We start from the raw sequence: 17,490 nt of genomic DNA, 5'->3' as shown, positions 1-17,490 counted from the left end.
TTTCATGGTGTCGCCAGCCGCTACCTCCCGAACTACCTGGGCTGGCGCCGCATGCTTGAACGCTATCAGCAGCGTATTCAGCCCGTTCACTGTATCCAGGAGGCGGTTGGTCGGACCATGCAACACGTAATTGGGACATAGCCATAAAAAAACCGGAGTCGAAGACTCCGGTTTGTTTTGTATCTTCGTTGCCTTGACGCTTAAACCGGGAACAGCTCGCCCAGTTTCATGGCCAGCATCATGTCGCCTTCGGCGCGCAGTTTGCCGGACATGAACGCTTGCATACCGTCGGTTTCGCCGCTGGTGATGCCCTTCAAGGTTTCGGTGTCCATGATCAGGGTCACGTTGGCGTTGGCGTTGTCGCCTTTCTCAACGGCGCAGGTGCCGTCTTTGACGATCAGCGCATAGTTTTCGCCGTCTTCGATGTTGAATTGGAACACCAGATCCAGGCCTGCAGCGGCACCGGCGTTGAATTTGGACTGCATGGTATTGACGATGTCTGCAACGCTCATGGTTCTTCCTTTTTCTCAGGTTTTTCTAGCGCCCTTGATGGGTGCAGTGGGCCGCAGCTCAGCGATAAGTGATGAGCTCCGGCGCCTTCAACAGCTGCAAATGCACATGGCTGTTGAAGGAAGCCAGGCTCACTTGGCCGCCGCGAAACTTCAGGCAGCTTAGTGAGGTGTTAACAATTTGCCAGTTCAGCTCGAAAGCCTGCGCAGGCGCGATACCGGTAATCAGGTGCAACAGGGCGGTAATAGTGCCGCCCGAGGTGAATACGGCAATGTTCTGTTTGCTCTCGGCCTGCTCCAGCAGGCGGTTGAGGCCGCCCTGGACCTGCTCGACGAAGCCCTGCCAGCTTTGCAGCTCCGGCGTGTCGTGTTCGCCGGCAATCCAGCGGCCAATCAGCTTGGCGAACAGGCGCTGAAATTCAGCACGATTGCTCGCGCCGTTACGCAGGATATGCAGGGCTTCAGGTTCTTCGCCAAGCATGCCGGGCAGCAGGCTGCGGATCACGGCGTCTGCATCAAACTCATTAAATGCTGCGTCAATGTCCAGCTGCGGTATGGCCAGGCCAGCCTCATGCAGTGGCTGCAAGGCGCTATTGGCTGTGTGCTGCTGGCGGCGCAGGTCACCACTGACGCTACGATCAATGCGTGTGCCGAGTTGCGCGAGGTGCGCGCCCAGCACTTCGGCCTGGCGAATTCCGATGGGCGATAGCACATCGTAATCGTCTGCACCGAAGGAGGCTTGGCCATGTCGAATCAGGTAGATGCTGCCCACGTCCGCTCGATTCCGGTACGTTGAAAGTTTCGCGAGGGTATGAGGAAGCTCAGGAGCTGTCAACGTAAAAACATACGCTTGTTTGAATTGCATGAATCCGCTGAATGTCTAGACCTTGCTTGCTGGCCGCCAATCCATGGCCTCGGTATGCTTGGGCACTATTCAGCGCGGCCAATGTGCACGCGCTGCCATTGGGACAAGGGGAAATACGTGGAGTTTTTTGCAGAGTACATCGGCTTTCTGGCCAAGACAGTAACCCTGGTTGTCGCCATTTTGGTGGTGCTGGTGACGATTGCCGCGCTGCGCAGCAAGGGCCGGCAGGGCACTGGTCAGTTGCAGGTGAACAAGCTCAATGACTTCTTCAGGCAGCTCCATCAGCGTATGGAGCATGCGGTGCTCGACAAAGAGCAACTGAAAGCGGCGGGCAAAGCCGAAGCCAAGGCCGCCAAGCAGGAGAAGAAAGCCGGTATCCATAAACCACGCGTCTACGTGCTGGATTTCGACGGTGATATCAAAGCCTCGGCCACTGACAGCCTGCGCCACGAAATCACTGCTTTACTGACTATGGCCACGCCGCAGGATGAAGTGGTGCTGCGACTGGAAAGCGGCGGCGGCATGGTGCACAGCTATGGCCTGGCTTCCTCGCAGCTGGTGCGTATCCGCCAGGCGGGTGTACCGCTGACTGTCTGCATCGATAAAGTCGCGGCCAGCGGCGGCTATATGATGGCCTGCATTGGCGAGAAGATTATCTCCGCACCTTTTGCCATTCTCGGCTCGATTGGGGTAGTGGCTCAGCTGCCCAACGTGCACCGTCTGCTGAAAAAACATGACATCGATTTTGAAGTGCTTACGGCCGGTGAGTACAAGCGCACTCTGACTGTGTTCGGCGAGAACACCGAGAAGGGCCGGGAGAAGTTCCAGGAAGACCTGGAAACTACCCATGAGTTGTTCAAGGGCTTTGTCGCCCGCTATCGGCCGCAGTTGGACATTGACCAGATTGCCACCGGCGAAGTCTGGCTGGGCTTGACGGCGCTGGAGAAGCAACTGGTCGATGAGCTGAAGACCAGCGACGAATATTTGGCAGAACGCGCCAAGAGCGCCGAGCTGTTTCATTTGCACTATGCCGAGAAGAAAACCCTGCAGGAGCGCGTCGGGCTGGCGGGCAGCGTGGCGCTGGACCGTTTCGTCCTGAACTGGCTGAGTCGTTTGAATCAGCAGCGCTTCTGGTAACCATTTAAAGGGAGTCCACATGAGCAAGTTCAATGCATTGCAGGCCCGTGAGAGCGCAGCGGGCGGTTTTGAGCAGGTGATCGTGCAGCGTGAAGTCGACGATTTGCCGGCCGGCGAGCTGCTGGTTCGGGTCAAGTACTCTTCACTCAACTACAAGGATGCCTTGTCGGCCAGTGGCAACCGCGGTGTAACCAAGAGTTTTCCGCACACCCCAGGTATCGATGCTGCCGGTGTAGTGGAGGCGTCCAGCGTGGCTGAATTCAGTGCTGGCGATGAGGTAATTGTCACCGGCTATGACCTGGGCATGAACACCTCTGGCGGCTTTGCTCAGTACATTCGTATTCCCGCCTGCTGGGCTCTGAAGCGGCCCAAGGGCTTGTCGCTGCGTGAGGCCATGGTGCTGGGCACTGCGGGGCTGACGGCTGCGCTGTGTGTCGACAAGCTGGAGCAAAGCGGACTGACACCGGATGCCGGTACCGTATTGGTGACCGGTGCCACCGGTGGCGTTGGCAGTGTCGCGGTGGCGCTACTGACCACCCTGGGTTACCGCGTTGCGGCATCGACCGGCAAAGTGGAGCAGGCGGATTATCTGAAAGCATTGGGCGCGCAGCAGATTGTGCTGCGTTCTGAGCTGCTGGACGGCACCGACAAGCCGATGCTCAAGGAGCAGTGGGACGGTGCGGTGGATTGTGTAGGCGGGGATATTTTATTCAACGTGGTCAAGTCGCTGCGCTACGGTGCCAGCGTTGCCTGCTGTGGGCTGACGGCGGGCGTTGGTTTCAAGGGTAGCGTGCTGCCGTTTATCCTCCGTGGAGTGAATCTTCTCGGGGTGGATTCGGTCGAGCTGCCCTTGGTGGTCAAGGCTTCGATGTGGGACAGGCTGTCGCTGCAGTGGAAGGTCAAGCTGGATGCACTGGTCAGCGAAGTGACGCTTGAGCAATTGCCAGCGGCGATTGCCCAAGTGCTTGCGGGTAAACAAGTTGGGCGAGTCCTGGTCAATCTGGGTTGAGTGATTGCGTGAGTAACAAGGCCCGGTATTACCGGGCCTTTGTGTGTCTGGGCCTCAGGCCTGACTGACGTACATGGTGATATCTGCGCGAAACACCGCTTTGTCGCCGACAAAGGCTTGTACCGGCACGGTCACGTCACCCAGCTGGCTCCAGTCGATGGCGCTGCCATCGGCCACGGCGCGAATATCACCATCGGCCTTGGCTAGGTATTCCACTGTCATACCGCGCGGAATCCAGCGGCAACCTTTTGGGATAGAGGCATCGGTCATGGTTCCGGCAGCCAGTTCAGCCGCGTTGCACAGAGCTATCGCGTGCACGGTGCCGATATGGTTGAGCACTTCACCGCGTTTGGGGAAGGTCACTTCGGCATAGCCTGGGCGCAGCTCGACGAATTGCGGGGCGATGCTGGCGAAGTAGGGCGCGACCTGGCCGATCATAGCGCTGAACTGCAGCGGGCCTGCCTGTTGGAACATCTGTAACATCTGGCTCATGGGATTCTCCTGGCCTGTTTACTGATTGAAGAGACGTGCGCGCCAGGGCAGTATACAAATACTAGAATTTAATTCTAGAAATATATTCTAGTTAAATTGTCGCCGAGGAAAGCATGGCCCGTCGTTCCCGCAAAGATGAAATCCTTCAGGCCGCGCTGGCCTGTTTCACCGAGGTGGGCGTCGATGGCACCACCATCGAGATGATCCGTGATCGTTCTGAGGCCAGCATCGGCAGCCTGTACCACCACTTCGGCAACAAGGAGCGGATCATCGCCGCGCTTTATCTGGCAGGTACGGCTGAGTATGCAGCGATGCTGGAGGAGGGCTTTGTCAACGCTGACAGCGCCGAGGCCTGCGTCAAGCTGCTGGTCACCAGCTATATCGACTGGGTGGCTGCTAACCCTGATTGGGCGCGTTTTGTCCTGCACAGTCGTAGTCGGGTGGAGGCGGGGGAAATGGGTGAGCAGTTGCGTGAGGCCAACCGCGAGCACTTTCAGCGAATCTTTGCCGCGCTCTCGCGCTACCGCGAAGAGGGGCTGTTCAAGGCCATGCCGGTGGACTGCTTTGCTTCGGTGATCATCGGGCCGACCCACGACTTTTCGCGCAACTGGCTGGCGGGGCGCACGCAGACGCGACTGGCAGATTGCCGCGAGTTACTGGCGCAAGTGGCCTGGGACAGCGTGAAAGCCTGACATAAAAAAGCCCCGCAGAGCGGGGCTTTTCAGTGCTGAGCCAATCAGGCGCGGCGACGGAACAGCGGCAGTGGCTGGTCCGTGGAGGCCTGATAAACCTCGCTGAACTCCTCGAAGGCTTTCAAGGCGTCCAGCGGGTCTTTGTCCTCACGCAGGGCGAAGGCATCGAAGCCCACGCGCAGGTAAGAGAACAGCTGATCACGCAGCACATCGCCGATGGCGCGCACTTCGCCGGTGTAGCTATAACGGGTGCGCAGCAGGTAGGCGGTGGAGCAGTGGCGGCCATCGGTAAAAGCCGGGAAGTTCAGCGCGATGACCTGGAAGTTATCCAGCTGATCGGCGATTTCCTCGATTTCCTCACCGGCGTCCAGCCATACGCCCAGGCCGCCATCACGGGCCTTGAGCGCGGTGCTGTGTTCGACCCACAGGCCCAGCGGCACGATCAGGTCGTCGCAGTTGGGGATGCCGTCCAGCGTGGCGTCCTTGGGCAGCAGGTGCCAGCTTTCGTCGATCAGCTGGCCGTTCTTAATGATTCGCTGCATATACGCGCTCCTTGAACGGGTCGACGCCGATACGGCGGAAGGTGTCGAGGAAACTCTCTTCTTCGGTGCGGCGCTCGACATAGACCTTGACGATCTTGTCGATCACATCAGCCATGTCTGCTTCGGCGAAGGATGGGCCGAGGATCTGTGCCAGGCTGGCGTCACGACCGGCGCTGCCGCCGAGGGACACCTGATAGAACTCCTGGCCTTTTTTGTCCACGCCAAGGATGCCGATATGGCCAACGTGGTGGTGACCGCAGGCGTTCATGCAACCGGAGATATTCAGGTCGATATTGCCGATGTCGAACAGGTAATCCAGATCGTCGAAACGGCGCTGGATGGCTTCGGCAATCGGGATCGACTTGGCGTTGGCCAGGGAGCAGAAGTCGCCGCCCGGGCAGCAGATGATATCGGTCAGCAGGCCGACGTTCGGCGTGGCAAAACCATTTTCACGCAGCTCGCCCCACAGGGTGAACAGCTGCGCCTGTTCGACATCCGCGAGGATGATGTTCTGATTGTGGCTGTTGCGCACTTCGCCAAAGCTGTAGCGGTCGGCCAGGTCGGCAATTGCATCAAACTGCTTGTCGGTGACATCCCCCGGCGCCACGCCGGTTGGCTTCAGCGACAGAGTCACGGCGACATAGCCCGGCTTTTTGTGGGCAAAGGTGTTGCGCTGACGCCAGCGGGCAAAGCCTGGGTGTTCGGCATCCAGGGCAGCCAGCGCCGTATCCTGATTGTCGAGGGCTTTGTAGCTTGGGTCGATAAAGTGTGCGGCCACGCGCGCCACTTCAGCTTCGGTCAGGGTGCTCGGACCGTCTTTCAGGTGAACCCATTCGGCATTCACTCGCTCGGCGAACACTTCAGGGGTCAACGCCTTGACCAGAATCTTGATGCGCGCCTTGTACTTGTTATCACGACGGCCGTAGCGGTTGTACACACGCAGGATGGCGTCGAGGTAACTGATCAGGTGCTGCCACGGCAGGAATTCGTTGATAAAGCTGCCAACGATCGGGGTACGGCCCAGGCCGCCACCAACGGACACACGGAAGCCCAGCTCGCCCGCGTCGTTCTGTACCGCTTCCAGGCCGATGTCGTGCACTTCAATCGCGGCACGGTCGCTGACTGCGCCGTTTACGGCAATCTTGAACTTGCGCGGCAGGTGGGTGAACTCGGGGTGGAAGGTCGACCACTGACGGATGATTTCGCACCACGGACGCGGGTCGATAAGTTCATCCTTGGCCACACCCGCGAACTGATCGGTGGTGGTGTTACGGATGCAGTTGCCGCTGGTCTGGATGGCGTGCATCTGCACGGTGGCCAGCTCGGCGAGAATGTCGGGTACATCTTCTAGGTCCGGCCAGTTGAACTGGACGTTCTGACGGGTGCTGATATGCGCGTAACCCTTGTCGTAGTCACGGGCAATCTTGGCCATCATGCGCACTTGGGCGGACGACATCAGACCGTACGGCACGGCAACTCGCAGCATGGGCGCAAAGCGCTGGATGTACAGGCCATTCTGCAGGCGCAGCGGGCGGAATTCTTCACCGCTCAGTTCACCTGCGAGGTAACGGCGGGTTTGATCGCGATACTGCTTGACGCGGTCTTCGACGATTTTTTGGTCGTACTGGTCGTATACGTACATGGGGTGTCCTGTTATCAGGCTTTTAGAACCCGTTTCCGATCTGCTGCGCGTGGCCCTGCCTGTTCTTGCCTGGCATGGCTCTAGCTCGCTATATCGTATACCGGTTCTCACAGCTAATCAGCGCGCACGGCCGCGCACTCCCTGCGGAGCCGGAGGAAGATACCAGCTCAGGGTTATGCGCAAAAGTGATGTTTGAGTATATGGAAAGAACTTAAAGGGATAAGTCGGCCATTGAACATAGCCCTACGGCTTGAGTAAGCGGACATGCTGGTCTTAACTGCAGAAGACGATTCACCCATAAACACAACAAGAGGGGTAGTCCATGAGCGAACACAGTGAACCGGATAATGCTGACAGCGTGGTCGATGCCAAGGCTATTTTCGCCTTGATCGTGATCTTTGTTGTCACTGCGGTGTTCTGGGTCAGTCAGCAATAAGACCTGACCGCGGATAAAGCAAAAAGCGGGCACCCATTAATGGATGCCCGCTTTTTTATTGTCTACAGGCCGTGCGGCTAGTGACAGCTGAGACTGTCGGCCTGGCGATAGAGCATAAGCAACTTGCGCGTAATGGACTGCTGGATATCGTCGCGCTCGAAGGTCGATAGTCGCGTCAGGCGACTGACCTGCAGGCGATGCAGGTGGATATAGGGCATCTGCTGATCGAACTCGCGCAGGTCGCCCTTCATCATGATCGGCAGGAAGATATCGCCGGCCTTCTTCTGGTTGCTGATGATTTGCGCCAAGGCCGGTTTGAACGGCATGGTTTTCGGTGCCGGGCCACCTTCCTTGATCATCGTAGTCAGCAGCAAGCCAGGCTTGCGCAGGACCACGCCGGGCAGTACGCACAGCCCGGTTTTACGCACGGCATGGGACTCGATGCCATGCAGGGTGTCGTGAAACGCGTAGGGGTTGGGTAGCACCACCATCTTGCGGCCCATATCGCTGGGGAAGTGCAGGTCATAGTTGGTATACAGCTGGCGTGTCGATTCCGAATACACGCACAGGCGGTTCTCGAATAGCTTGATAAAACGTTCCGCCAGTTCGCGGCGGGCGATGCTGTCCAGGTCCCAGATCAGATCCTGGTTCTGCGGTTTGCTCAGGTCGACTTCCTGGTGTTCCATTTCGCTCATTGCGTTCTCATACCCTGAACTGCCCGAGCAGCCGATTGAGCTGCTCAGCCAACTGACCTAGGTGTTGCCCGGCATCGCTGGATTGTTGCGCCGCCAGGGCATTGTTATGGGCCAGGCTGGCTGCCTGGGTGACGTTCTGGTTGATGTCTTCGACCACGTGCGATTGTTGCAGTGTCGCGCTGGCGATGGAAGCGTTCAGACCGGTGAGATTGCGCAGGCCGCTGGCGATCAATGTCAGGCTGGCACCTGCCTGGCTGGCTTGTTCGATGGTTAGCTGCGAGGCTTTGCTGCTGTCATTGATGACCTTGACCGCAGCCTCCGAGTTGCCTTGCAGGCGTTCGATCATTACCTGGATTTCCGCTGTGGATTTTTGCGTACGCTGCGCCAGCAAGCGCACCTCATCGGCAACCACGGCAAAGCCGCGACCTTGCTCACCGGCGCGCGCAGCTTCGATGGCAGCATTGAGCGCCAGCAGGTTGGTCTGTTCGGCAATTGAGCGGATTACCTCCAATACGCTGCCGATCTGCGTGCTTTCCTGGGCCAGGGCCTGAATCACCGTTACGGCTTGATCGATGGTTCCGGACAGCTCGTTGATCTGTCGCAGGCTCGCTTCAATGTTCTGCTGGCCTTGCAGCGCTTGTTCTTCGGCGGCGTGCACTTCGGATGAAGCATGCTCTGCGTTTTTTGCCACATCCTGCACGCCATAAGTCACTTCATTGATCGCGGTGGCAACCAGCTCCATCTGCTGTGACTGCTGTTCGCTGTGCTGCTGCGCCTGGCCGGAAACCTGACCGAGGTTACGCGCAGCGGTATCGAGCTGGCCGGCGGAGTCGAGGGACTGCTTGATCACCAGGCGTAATTTGTCGGTGAAGGCATTGAAGTGGCGGGACAGAGCAGAGAGTTCATCGTCGCCGTGGGTGTCGAGGTTACGCGTCAGGTCGCCATCGCCGCTGGCGATATTAGCCATGGCGCTGACAGCTTGCTGCAGGGGCTGGGTGATGCTACGGACGATCAACACGATTAGCAGGGCCACCAGCGCAGCAATCACCAAACCTATCAGCATGGCTTTTAACGCCTGGGCCTGAAACTCGGCCTGTACGTCGTCGACATAGACGCCTGAGCCGATAATCCAGCCCCAAGGTTGGAACAGTTGTACGTAAGACACCTTTGGCACGGGGTCGCTGGCCCCCGGTTTTGGCCAGCGATAATCGACCTGGCCTGCGCCCTTGCTTTTGCTGATTGTGACCATTTCGTTGAACAGAGCCTTTCCGTCAGGGTCCTTGAAGCCCGAGAGGTTCTGGCCTTCCAGCTTGGGGTTGGTTGGATGCATGACCATCACTGGGGTCTGGTCATTGATCCAGAAATATTCCTGGCCGTCGTAGCGCAAGCCGCGGATGGTTTCCATCGCCTGCTTTTGTGCGTCTTCGCGAGGTAGGCTGCCGGCAGCTTCCAGGGCGTGATAGTGCTGCAGGATGCCGGCGGCGCTTTGCACCACATGCTGGGTTTTCTCGGCTTTGGCAGCATACAAATCGCTGTGGATCTGCTTGAGCAACAATGCGCCCTGAATAATCAGCATGACGATGGCGACCACCAGGATCAGCCATAGGCGACGGTTAATGGGCAGGCTGCGCAGGCTATTCATGGGGTGTCTCCCTTATTGTTGTATGCCTCTGTATCGGCCAAGAGCGTTTTTTGACTAGGTTAGACCTTAAGCGAGCTGGCAGATAAGCGAAGTGTAGGTGAGCGATTTCATCGGCTCTCTCGGCGTGAGCGTTTTGCTTGCCTTCGTGTGGCTCGCACTAAATGTGCAGCTTCTCTGCTAGGATTTGCACCGTTGCGTGTTAAGTGGGTGATTTAATTATTTTTTCTGTCCCCGAGGAACCTTTTCTAGAGGGTTTTGTCGGACGCCCTCGCAAGTTCATCATTATATTTATCGTTGTTCGTGCCGGATAAAGCACGCATTTAGGAGTGGGGATGGACCTTTGGGTTGCCGTACAGGCACTGATTCTGGGCATCGTTGAAGGTGTTACCGAGTTTCTGCCGATTTCCAGTACCGGGCACCAGATTATCGTCGCCGACCTGATTGGTTTTGGCGGCGAGCGAGCGATGGCCTTCAATATCATTATCCAACTTGGCGCGATTCTCGCGGTGGTATGGGAGTACCGACGCAAGATTCTCGAAATTGCTCTGGGCCTGCCCAAAGAGCCACAGGCGCGGCGCTTCACAACTAATCTGCTGATTGCCTTCCTACCTGCCGTGGCGTTGGGTGTGCTGTTCGCCGACTTTATCCATCATTACTTGTTCAATCCGATCACCGTGGCCCTGGCGTTGGTGGTGGGGGGGGTGATCATGCTCTGGGCCGAGCGGCGCGAGCATCTGGTACACGCCGAGAGCGTGGATGACATGACCTGGAAGGATGCGCTGAAGATTGGTTTTGCCCAGTGCCTGGCGATGATTCCGGGTACCTCACGCTCCGGTGCAACAATTATCGGCGGCCTGCTGTTTGGCCTGTCGCGCAAGGCAGCAACCGAGTTTTCCTTCTTTCTTGCCATGCCGACCATGGTGGGGGCTGCGGTGTACTCCGGATACAAGTACCGTGACCTGTTCCAAACCAATGATCTGCCGGTGTTTGCGATTGGTTTTGTCACTTCGTTTATCTTCGCCATGATTGCCGTGCGGGCGCTGCTCAAATTCATTGGCAACCATAGTTATGCGGCGTTTGCCTGGTATCGCATCGGTTTCGGCTTGTTGATCCTGGCAACCTGGCAGTTCCAGTTGATTGACTGGAGTACGGCGCAGCCCTGATTGCTGGCGTATTCGGCGGAACAATAAAAGGCGCACCCCAGGGGGCGCCTTTGTCATAGTGGTCTCGATTAATGGAGGCGCACATGCACCAGCTCGAGCATCAACTTCTTCAGGTCAACGGTATCGACCTCAGCCTTTACTGCGCCGGCCCCGCGACGGGGCGGCCGATCTGGTTGCTACACGGCTTCCCCGAGTGCTGGCATTCCTGGCGCCAGCAGATTGCGCCGCTGGCGGATGCCGGTTACCGCGTGCTGATCCCGGAAATGCGTGGCTATGGCCAGAGCAGTGCGCCCCGTGATCCAGCGGCTTACGACGTGCTGACCATCTGCGCGGATATCCAGGCGGCCATGAACCAGCTTTGCCAGCAGCAGGTGTGTGTGGTCGGCCACGATTGGGGCGCGCCAATTGCCTGGCACCTGGCCTTGCTTGAGCCCGCGCGGGTGCAGGCGGTAGTTGGCATGGCGGTGCCATTTGGCGGACGGCCCAGGCAGCCGGCTATCGAGATCATGCGCCAGTTGTACGCCGAGCGGTTTCATTACATTGTGTATTTCCAGGAACCTGGTGTCGCCGAGGCGGAGATGGATGCCGACATCCCGCGAACCTTGCGCATGATGATGCACAACAGCTCAGCGGCCGTGCCCAGAGACCACTTTCTGCAGGATAAACCCGCCGGTGCTGGGTTGTTCGATGGCATGCAGGACCCTGGCGTGCTGCCCGAGTGGTGTGATGCAGATTCTTTTGCGCAATACCTAAAGACCTTCGAGAACCGCGGCTTTTACGGCGCACTGAACTGGTACCGCAATTTTGAACGCAACTGGCAGCGCACTGAGGCCCTGGCTGAACGGCAGATCGAACAGCCCGCCCTGTTTCTGCTGGGTGACAAGGACCCTGTCGGCACCCTGGAGGCTTACACCCTCAAACAGATGCCCAAGCGCGTGACTCAGCTGGAGCAACATGTGCTGCAGGACTGCGGGCACTGGATTCAGAACGAGCAGGCGGAGCAGGTTAATCAGCTGCTGCTGGAATTTCTCGCTCGGCATTTTCCCAGTTAAACCACAGGCCTCGTTAATAGCGCATAGCTAGATCGGCTGATCCCAGCGGCTAAAGGCATCACTGATATGTTCGATCCATGCCCGCACGGCGGGCAGCATGCCACGCCTGTGGGTGTACACCGCCTGCAGGTTGCCGCTGGGCAGCGCCCAGTCAGGCAGCAGGCGGATCAGTCGGCCATCGGCCAGTTCATCCAGACACAAGGGCGCGGGCAGCATGGTAAAGCCCAGGCCGGCCATGGCCGCGTGTTTGCGCACGCTGAAATCCTCGATGGCCAGGCGCGCCTCCAGCATGACTTCCTGCACGCGGCCGCTGTCATGCTGTAAACGCAGGTGAATCCTGCGGTCCGCCTCCAGGGCCCCTAGCGCAGGCAGTGCAGCAAGATCGTCGGGTGTGCTGATCCTGGCGTGCTGCAATAAGCCTGGCGCGGCCACCATAAAAGCCTGGGCCGGACGTAGGCGGCGGGCGATCAGCGTCGGGTCTTCGTCCTCGGCGCTGCGCACGCGTAAGGCGACGTCCACGCCTTCGTTGAGTAGGTCGATACGTCGGTTGGTCTGGATCAGCTCCAGCTGCACCTTGGGGTAGGCCGCGAGAAAACTCACCACCAGCTCAGGCAGTAGGGCGATGCCGCCCGGCGCGCTGACCCGCAGGCGGCCGCGTGGCTCGCTGGTCAGACTGGCCACGGTTTCCTCGGCTTGTTCCGCCTCCTGCAGCATGGCCTGGCAGTGGCGCAGGTAACGCTCGCCGATATCGGTCAGCGCCAGTTTGCGCGTGGTACGTTGCAGCAGGCGCGCGCCCAGACGGTTTTCCAGTTCGGCAATCCGCCTTGACAGACGTGATTTGGGGATGCCGAGGACGCGCCCGGCTGCAGCGAAGCCGCCGGCTTCCACTACTTTGGCAAAGTAAAACAGGTCGTTGAGGTCATGCATGGGCTTATCGTCCTATCAGTGGGACGAACTATCGCATTTACGTGGACTAATCGGCTATTGCATTCATCGATAGTATCTCCAGCATCTTGATCGCCGCGGGGCGATCTCAATTTGGAGATTGTCATGAAACTACTGCACCTCGATTCCAGCATCCTCGGCGACTCGTCCGCTTCCCGCCAACTCAGCCGCGCCGTGGTCGACGCCTGGCTGGCTGCCGAGCCTGAAGCGCAGGTGAGCTATCGCGATCTGGCCAGCGATGCGTTGAGCCATCTGTCCGCCGCCAGTCTGGTCGCCGGCGGTACCCCAGCCGAACTGCGCGATGCGGCGCAAAAGCATGAAGTCGAGCTAGCTGAAGGCACCCTCAATGAGTTTCTCGCCGCCGATGCGATCGTGATTGGTGCGCCGATGTACAACTTCACCGTACCGACCCAGCTCAAGGCCTGGATCGACCGCGTGGCGGTAGCCGGCAAGACCTTCGCTTATGACGAGAACGGTCCCAAGGGCCTGGCGGGCGGTAAGAAGGTGGTGATCGTTTCCACTGCAGGCGGCATTCACGCAGGTCAGCCAAGCGGCCAGGCCCATGAAGAGTATTTGCAGCTCGTGCTGCGCTTCCTTGGCATCACCGACATTGAGATTGTCCGGGCCGAAGGTTTGGCTTACGGCGATGAGCCGCGCGCCAATGCCTTCACGGCAGCGCAGGCGAAAGTTGCGCAGTTGTTCGTCGCCGCCTAATTTACGGCATAAAGCAAAAAGCCCGCTCAATTGAGCGGGCTTTTGCTTGGGCGCAGGTTACTGCCGATTTAGACGATCACGCCCTGGCTGCGCAGGTAGTCATCGTAGGTGCCGCTGAAGTCGGTAATGCCGTTGGCCGACAGCTCGATGATGCGAGTGGCCAGGGAACCGACGAACTCACGGTCGTGGCTGACGAAGATCAGGGTGCCCGGGTAGTTCTCCAGCGCCAGGTTGAGCGCTTCGATAGACTCCATGTCCAAGTGGTTGGTCGGTTCGTCCATCACCAGCACGTTGGGCTTTTGCAGGATCAGCTTGCCGAACAGCATGCGACCTTGCTCACCACCGGAGATGACTTTTACCGATTTAAGGATCTCGTCGTTGGAGAACAACATGCGCCCCAGCGTGCCGCGGATCATCTGCTCGCCGGTGGTCCACTGGCCCATCCAGTCGAACAGGCTGACGTCGTCTTCAAAGTCGTGGGCGTGGTCCTGGGCGTAGTAGCCAAGCTCGGCGCTGTCGGTCCATTTCACCGTACCGGCATCCGGGCTAAGTTCGCCCATCAACGTGCGCAGTAGAGTGGTTTTACCGATACCGTTCGGCCCGATAATGGCCACGCGTTCACCGGCTTCAACCTGGAAGCTGAAATTCTTGAACAGCGTTTTGCCGTCGAAGCCCTTGGCTACTTTGTCGATCATTACCGCCTGGCGGTGCAGCTTCTTGTTCTGCTCGAAGCGGATAAACGGGCTGACACGGCTGGATGGCTTGACCTCGGCCAGTTGGATCTTGTCGATCTGCTTGGCACGGCTGGTGGCCTGCTTGGCTTTCGAGGCGTTGGCCGAGAAGCGGCTGACGAAGCTCTGCAGCTCTGAAATCTGCGCTTTCTTCTTGGCGTTGTCGGCCAGCAATTGCTCGCGCGACTGGGTCGCTGCAGTCATGTACTCATCATAGTTGCCGGGGAACAGGCGCAGCTCACCGTAGTCCAGGTCGGCCATATGGGTGCAGACCGAGTTGAGGAAGTGGCGGTCGTGGGAAATGATGATCATGGTGCTGTTGCGCTGCACCAGGATGTTTTCCAGCCAGCGGATGGTGTTGATATCCAGGTGGTTGGTTGGCTCGTCGAGCAGCAGCACTTCTGGGTCGGAGAACAGCGCCTGGGCCAGCAGCACGCGCAGCTTCCAGCCGGGAGCGACCTCGCTCATCGGGCCGAAATGTTGCTCCAGCGGAATGCCCAGGCCGAGCAGCAACTCGCCGGCACGGGATTCGGCGGTGTAGCCGTCCATCTCGGCAAACTCACCTTCGAGCTCGCCGACCTTCATGCCGTCTTCTTCGCTCATTTCTGCCAGCGAGTAGATGCGGTCGCGCTCGGCTTTGACCTTCCACAGCTCTTCGTGGCCCATGATCACGGTGTCGATCACGTTGAATTCTTCGTAGGCGAACTGATCCTGGCGCAGCTTACCCAGACGTACGTTCGGTTCCAGCATCACCTGGCCGCCGGACGGCTCAAGGTCATCACCAAGAATTTTCATAAAGGTCGACTTGCCGCAGCCGTTGGCCCCGATCAGGCCGTAACGGTTGCCGCCGCCAAACTTGACGGAAACGTTCTCGAACAGCGGCTTGGCGCCGAATTGCATGGTGATATTAGCGGTGGAAATCACGAATCTTGGTCCAGATAAGCCGGCGCACAGGCGCGAAAGGGGCGCGATTGTAGCGGTTTCCAGCTGCGAAGGGCAGCTTATGGACAAGCGGAGATAGGGAGTCGAACAGTTTTAAGCTGGAGCATCAACGGCTGCATTCCCTTCAGAGCGAGGTGCTTAATAAGAAGATGGACAGCGTGTGCTGACAACTTTATTGAACTTGATTATCTGTTCCTAGGATCCAAGTCGTTAGCACGGCTTGGCCCTCAGGCTATTGCGCGTTTGCTTGAATGTACGGGAAACCTAGTTTCCAGGTTTCGGCATTGCAGAGAGCCTGCGACTGTTTGAGTTTTCGGGAGGAGGGTATGGATCAATTCACAGGTGGTTGCCTTTGCGGCGATGTCCGGCTTGTTGCGTCGGGGAAACCTTACCGAGTGGGCGTTTGTCATTGCCTTGATTGTCGCAAGCAGCATGGAGCGATTTTTCATGCATCTGCGATTTTCCCGCAGGCGGCGGTGACGATCTCAGGTGAAACGCGGGACTATCAAGGGCATGTCTTCTGCCCTCGCTGCGGTTCTTCCGTTTACTCGCAGAGTGCCGACGAAATTGAAGTTAACCTGGGGACGCTGGATGCGCCCGATCAACTCATTCCTACGTACGAGCTTTGGACAATCCGCCGTGAGTCGTGGTTACCGCCGTTTCCGCTGACGAGACATTACGAGCGTGATCGTGATGCTTTCAGCCGTTTTGAGGAGTAGTGCACGTAGGGACTGCCGGCAGTTCGTCTTGTTCGGTGGTACGGCACTCGAACTTCTGCCGGCTAACCTTGCAAATTGCAATGTTGTTTATAGGGGTTCATGCAGTTTGCATTCATGGCTGGTGCTTTATGTAGGGAATATTTTAGATAAAACAAGCGGTTAAATATTTTTTGGATTTGGCATGCATAGTGCTCAAGTAATCTGGCTCAAACACGGAGGGTCAGAGATGAGCATGATCAATGAAGCTTGTAAGTCTTTGCCAGAGTATACCGCTACGCTCACGCAACGACCCGATGGCAACGTTCTGCTAACGCTGCGCATAGATGAAAGTCTTGCATTACGTAAGGTTATTGACGGGAAGGCTATAAGCTCTGAAACATGTGTGAACGCACTAATACATGACTTGGTAAGAGATGTTAAATTGTCAGGTGGTAATGTTAGATGGAATGGGAAAAAAAATAACTGGGTAAAAGCAAAGTTGCCTACGTTCACGGGAGAGCCAATACAGCTTACAGCCTCCAAATCGTTGTTCTCTAGACGGAAAATAAAAAATCCATCCAGTCAATAGTGTTTCTCTTGCTTGCCTGCTTTGTCAGTTAGCAAGTTTTTAAAGTCTCGATATTGTATATCTGTTTTTGATTTAAGCCGTGCAGGGTTAATCTACCCACGAATACTTTTCAGCATGATGAGATTGTCTGGTTGGTGGAGAAAGTTGCTTGTGCCGTTGATCAAATTAATTGAACGTCTAGCGTCATACTTCGGTCAACCATACAGGCGGTGCGTACAGTACTGTCTATTGCTGGGGAATACCTAGGGCCATATCAAGTAGTGCGTGCGCCGCAGTAGCTTGAATCAAACAGGTAGGTACTACTAGCAACGATCATGTCGACGCTTAGTTCAAGCGCCGACACTTCTGGAGTGCAATCAAACAGCCGGTATGCCGGTAAGGAAAATCACTATGAGCAATGAAAGCTTGGATAAAACCATCAGCGTACTCAATGATCTGATTGAAACGAGTAAGGACGGCGAAGCTGGGTTCCGCACATGCGCAGAGGATGTGAAGAATGTGGAATTGAAGAGTCTATTTACCAGCCGTGCTCGTGAGTGCGCTACGGCTGCTGCAGAGCTGCAAACACTGGTGCTTGGCTTTGGCGGCACTCCAGAGAATGACACCAGCATGGCCGGTGACTTGCACCGCCGTTGGGTAGACCTGAAGTCACTGGTGTCTGGCAAAGATGAGGAGTCCATCCTCAATGAGTGCGAGCGTGGTGAGGACGTCGCTAAAAAGCGCTACGCCGAAGCTCTGAAAAATGAACTGCCGCTAAATGTTCGTGAGTTGGTACAGCGTCAGTACGAAGGCGTATTGCGCAATCACGATCAGATCAAGGCTTTGCGTAACACCGCTAGAGCGCGCAGCTGATTGTTAAAAGGCTCAAGCGTCGTCATATAAAACGGCGCTTGAGCCTTTTTTACAGTGCCGATATAGGCATCCAGATATCCGGGTTTCACGGAGCATTGGCTCCGCCAATAACCAAGCGCCCCGTGACGCCCACCGATCTTAAA

18 protein-coding genes and 1 pseudogene are annotated in these 17,490 nt (G+C 57.4%); 10 read left to right on the top strand and 9 right to left on the bottom strand.

The window, feature by feature from the left end; genetic code table 11:
* Window positions 1–141 (top strand): annotated as a pseudogene (locus tag AACX99_RS09990) (IS1595 family transposase); the annotation flags it as partial.
* A gap of 59 nt (window positions 142–200) precedes the next feature.
* On the opposite strand, the gene AACX99_RS09985 reads toward AACX99_RS09990, so the two are convergent.
* Together AACX99_RS09985 and AACX99_RS09980 are read right to left on the bottom strand one after the other, a co-directional pair.
* The gene (locus AACX99_RS09985; protein WP_090255840.1) at window positions 201–512 is read right to left on the bottom strand and encodes an SCP2 sterol-binding domain-containing protein; all 312 of its coding nucleotides are present in this window, start codon (window positions 510–512) and stop codon (window positions 201–203) included.
* 58 nt (window positions 513–570) lie between these two features.
* Window positions 571–1,281 (bottom strand): histidine phosphatase family protein, encoded by a 711-nt coding sequence (locus AACX99_RS09980; protein WP_339411439.1) that lies wholly within the window; start codon window positions 1,279–1,281, stop codon window positions 571–573.
* A 210-nt stretch (window positions 1,282–1,491) separates the two neighbouring features.
* On the opposite strand from AACX99_RS09980, the gene sohB reads away from it, so the two are divergent.
* A complete protein-coding gene (gene sohB / locus AACX99_RS09975) occupies window positions 1,492–2,511 on the top strand; it encodes a protease SohB (protein WP_339411437.1) in 1,020 nt (339 codons plus the stop codon).
* A 19-nt stretch (window positions 2,512–2,530) separates the two neighbouring features.
* On the top strand, window positions 2,531–3,520 hold the full coding sequence (locus AACX99_RS09970) for a YhdH/YhfP family quinone oxidoreductase (protein ID WP_339411435.1): 990 nt from the start codon (window positions 2,531–2,533) through the stop codon (window positions 3,518–3,520).
* 54 nt (window positions 3,521–3,574) lie between these two features.
* On the opposite strand, the gene AACX99_RS09965 is transcribed toward AACX99_RS09970, so the two are convergent.
* The gene (locus AACX99_RS09965) at window positions 3,575–4,012 is read right to left on the bottom strand and encodes a hotdog fold domain-containing protein (protein WP_339411433.1); all 438 of its coding nucleotides are present in this window, start codon (window positions 4,010–4,012) and stop codon (window positions 3,575–3,577) included.
* Between the two features lie 113 nt (window positions 4,013–4,125).
* On the opposite strand from AACX99_RS09965, the gene AACX99_RS09960 reads away from it, so the two are divergent.
* Entirely contained in the window at window positions 4,126–4,704 is a 579-nt protein-coding gene (locus tag AACX99_RS09960) for a TetR/AcrR family transcriptional regulator (protein ID WP_339411431.1), read from the top strand.
* A gap of 44 nt (window positions 4,705–4,748) precedes the next feature.
* Here the strand turns inward: AACX99_RS09960 and AACX99_RS09955 are convergent, their stop codons facing one another.
* The 4 genes from AACX99_RS09955 to AACX99_RS09940 all read right to left on the bottom strand — a co-directional run bounded on the left by AACX99_RS09955 (window position 4,749) and on the right by AACX99_RS09940 (window position 9,661).
* Window positions 4,749–5,246, bottom strand: a complete 498-nt coding sequence (locus AACX99_RS09955; RefSeq protein WP_339411429.1) for a DUF934 domain-containing protein — start codon at window positions 5,244–5,246, stop codon at window positions 4,749–4,751.
* Entirely contained in the window at window positions 5,230–6,888 is a 1,659-nt protein-coding gene (locus AACX99_RS09950) for a nitrite/sulfite reductase (RefSeq protein WP_339411427.1), read from the bottom strand. The genes AACX99_RS09955 and AACX99_RS09950 overlap by 17 nt, the downstream gene beginning before the upstream one ends.
* A gap of 513 nt (window positions 6,889–7,401) precedes the next feature.
* Complete coding sequence (locus AACX99_RS09945) at window positions 7,402–8,019, bottom strand: hypothetical protein (protein ID WP_339411425.1); 618 nt, start codon at window positions 8,017–8,019, stop codon at window positions 7,402–7,404.
* A gap of 7 nt (window positions 8,020–8,026) precedes the next feature.
* Window positions 8,027–9,661, bottom strand: coding sequence for a methyl-accepting chemotaxis protein (locus AACX99_RS09940; protein ID WP_339411423.1), 1,635 nt, complete (start codon window positions 9,659–9,661; stop codon window positions 8,027–8,029).
* A 332-nt stretch (window positions 9,662–9,993) separates the two neighbouring features.
* Between AACX99_RS09940 and AACX99_RS09935 the strand changes: the two genes are divergently transcribed.
* Both AACX99_RS09935 and AACX99_RS09930 read left to right on the top strand, forming a co-directional pair.
* Window positions 9,994–10,824, top strand: a complete 831-nt coding sequence (locus tag AACX99_RS09935; protein WP_339411422.1) for an undecaprenyl-diphosphate phosphatase — start codon at window positions 9,994–9,996, stop codon at window positions 10,822–10,824.
* Between the two features lie 83 nt (window positions 10,825–10,907).
* On the top strand, window positions 10,908–11,876 hold the full coding sequence (locus tag AACX99_RS09930; protein WP_339411420.1) for an alpha/beta fold hydrolase: 969 nt from the start codon (window positions 10,908–10,910) through the stop codon (window positions 11,874–11,876).
* Window positions 11,877–11,903: 27 nt separating this feature from the next.
* Here the strand turns inward: AACX99_RS09930 and AACX99_RS09925 are convergent, their stop codons facing one another.
* On the bottom strand, window positions 11,904–12,803 hold the full coding sequence (locus AACX99_RS09925; protein WP_339411418.1) for a LysR substrate-binding domain-containing protein: 900 nt from the start codon (window positions 12,801–12,803) through the stop codon (window positions 11,904–11,906).
* A 123-nt stretch (window positions 12,804–12,926) separates the two neighbouring features.
* Here AACX99_RS09925 and AACX99_RS09920 point away from each other — a divergent pair, with 123 nt between their 5' ends.
* Window positions 12,927–13,535, top strand: a complete 609-nt coding sequence (locus AACX99_RS09920; protein WP_339411416.1) for an FMN-dependent NADH-azoreductase — start codon at window positions 12,927–12,929, stop codon at window positions 13,533–13,535.
* A 68-nt stretch (window positions 13,536–13,603) separates the two neighbouring features.
* Here the strand turns inward: AACX99_RS09920 and AACX99_RS09915 are convergent, their stop codons facing one another.
* The gene (locus AACX99_RS09915; RefSeq protein WP_339411414.1) at window positions 13,604–15,190 is read right to left on the bottom strand and encodes an ABC-F family ATPase; all 1,587 of its coding nucleotides are present in this window, start codon (window positions 15,188–15,190) and stop codon (window positions 13,604–13,606) included.
* A 344-nt stretch (window positions 15,191–15,534) separates the two neighbouring features.
* Here AACX99_RS09915 and AACX99_RS09910 point away from each other — a divergent pair, with 344 nt between their 5' ends.
* The 3 genes from AACX99_RS09910 (at window position 15,535) to AACX99_RS09905 (ending at window position 17,347) form a co-directional block, all read left to right on the top strand.
* Window positions 15,535–15,927, top strand: coding sequence for a GFA family protein (locus AACX99_RS09910; protein ID WP_339411412.1), 393 nt, complete (start codon window positions 15,535–15,537; stop codon window positions 15,925–15,927).
* A 181-nt stretch (window positions 15,928–16,108) separates the two neighbouring features.
* Window positions 16,109–16,495, top strand: a complete 387-nt coding sequence (locus AACX99_RS22215) for a DUF3509 domain-containing protein (RefSeq protein ID WP_445261851.1) — start codon at window positions 16,109–16,111, stop codon at window positions 16,493–16,495.
* Window positions 16,496–16,885: 390 nt separating this feature from the next.
* Window positions 16,886–17,347: a PA2169 family four-helix-bundle protein gene (locus tag AACX99_RS09905; RefSeq protein WP_339411411.1), complete on the top strand. Its 462-nt coding sequence runs from the start codon at window positions 16,886–16,888 to the stop codon at window positions 17,345–17,347.
* Window positions 17,348–17,490: the final 143 nt, after the last annotated feature.

The sequence above is a fragment of the Pseudomonas sp. EA_35y_Pfl2_R5 genome (assembly GCF_963970805.1).
Classification (GTDB): Bacteria; Pseudomonadota; Gammaproteobacteria; order Pseudomonadales; family Pseudomonadaceae; genus Aquipseudomonas.
The sequence above is the reverse complement of the archived record's forward strand: the minus strand, read 5'-3'. Positions and strand labels throughout refer to the sequence as shown.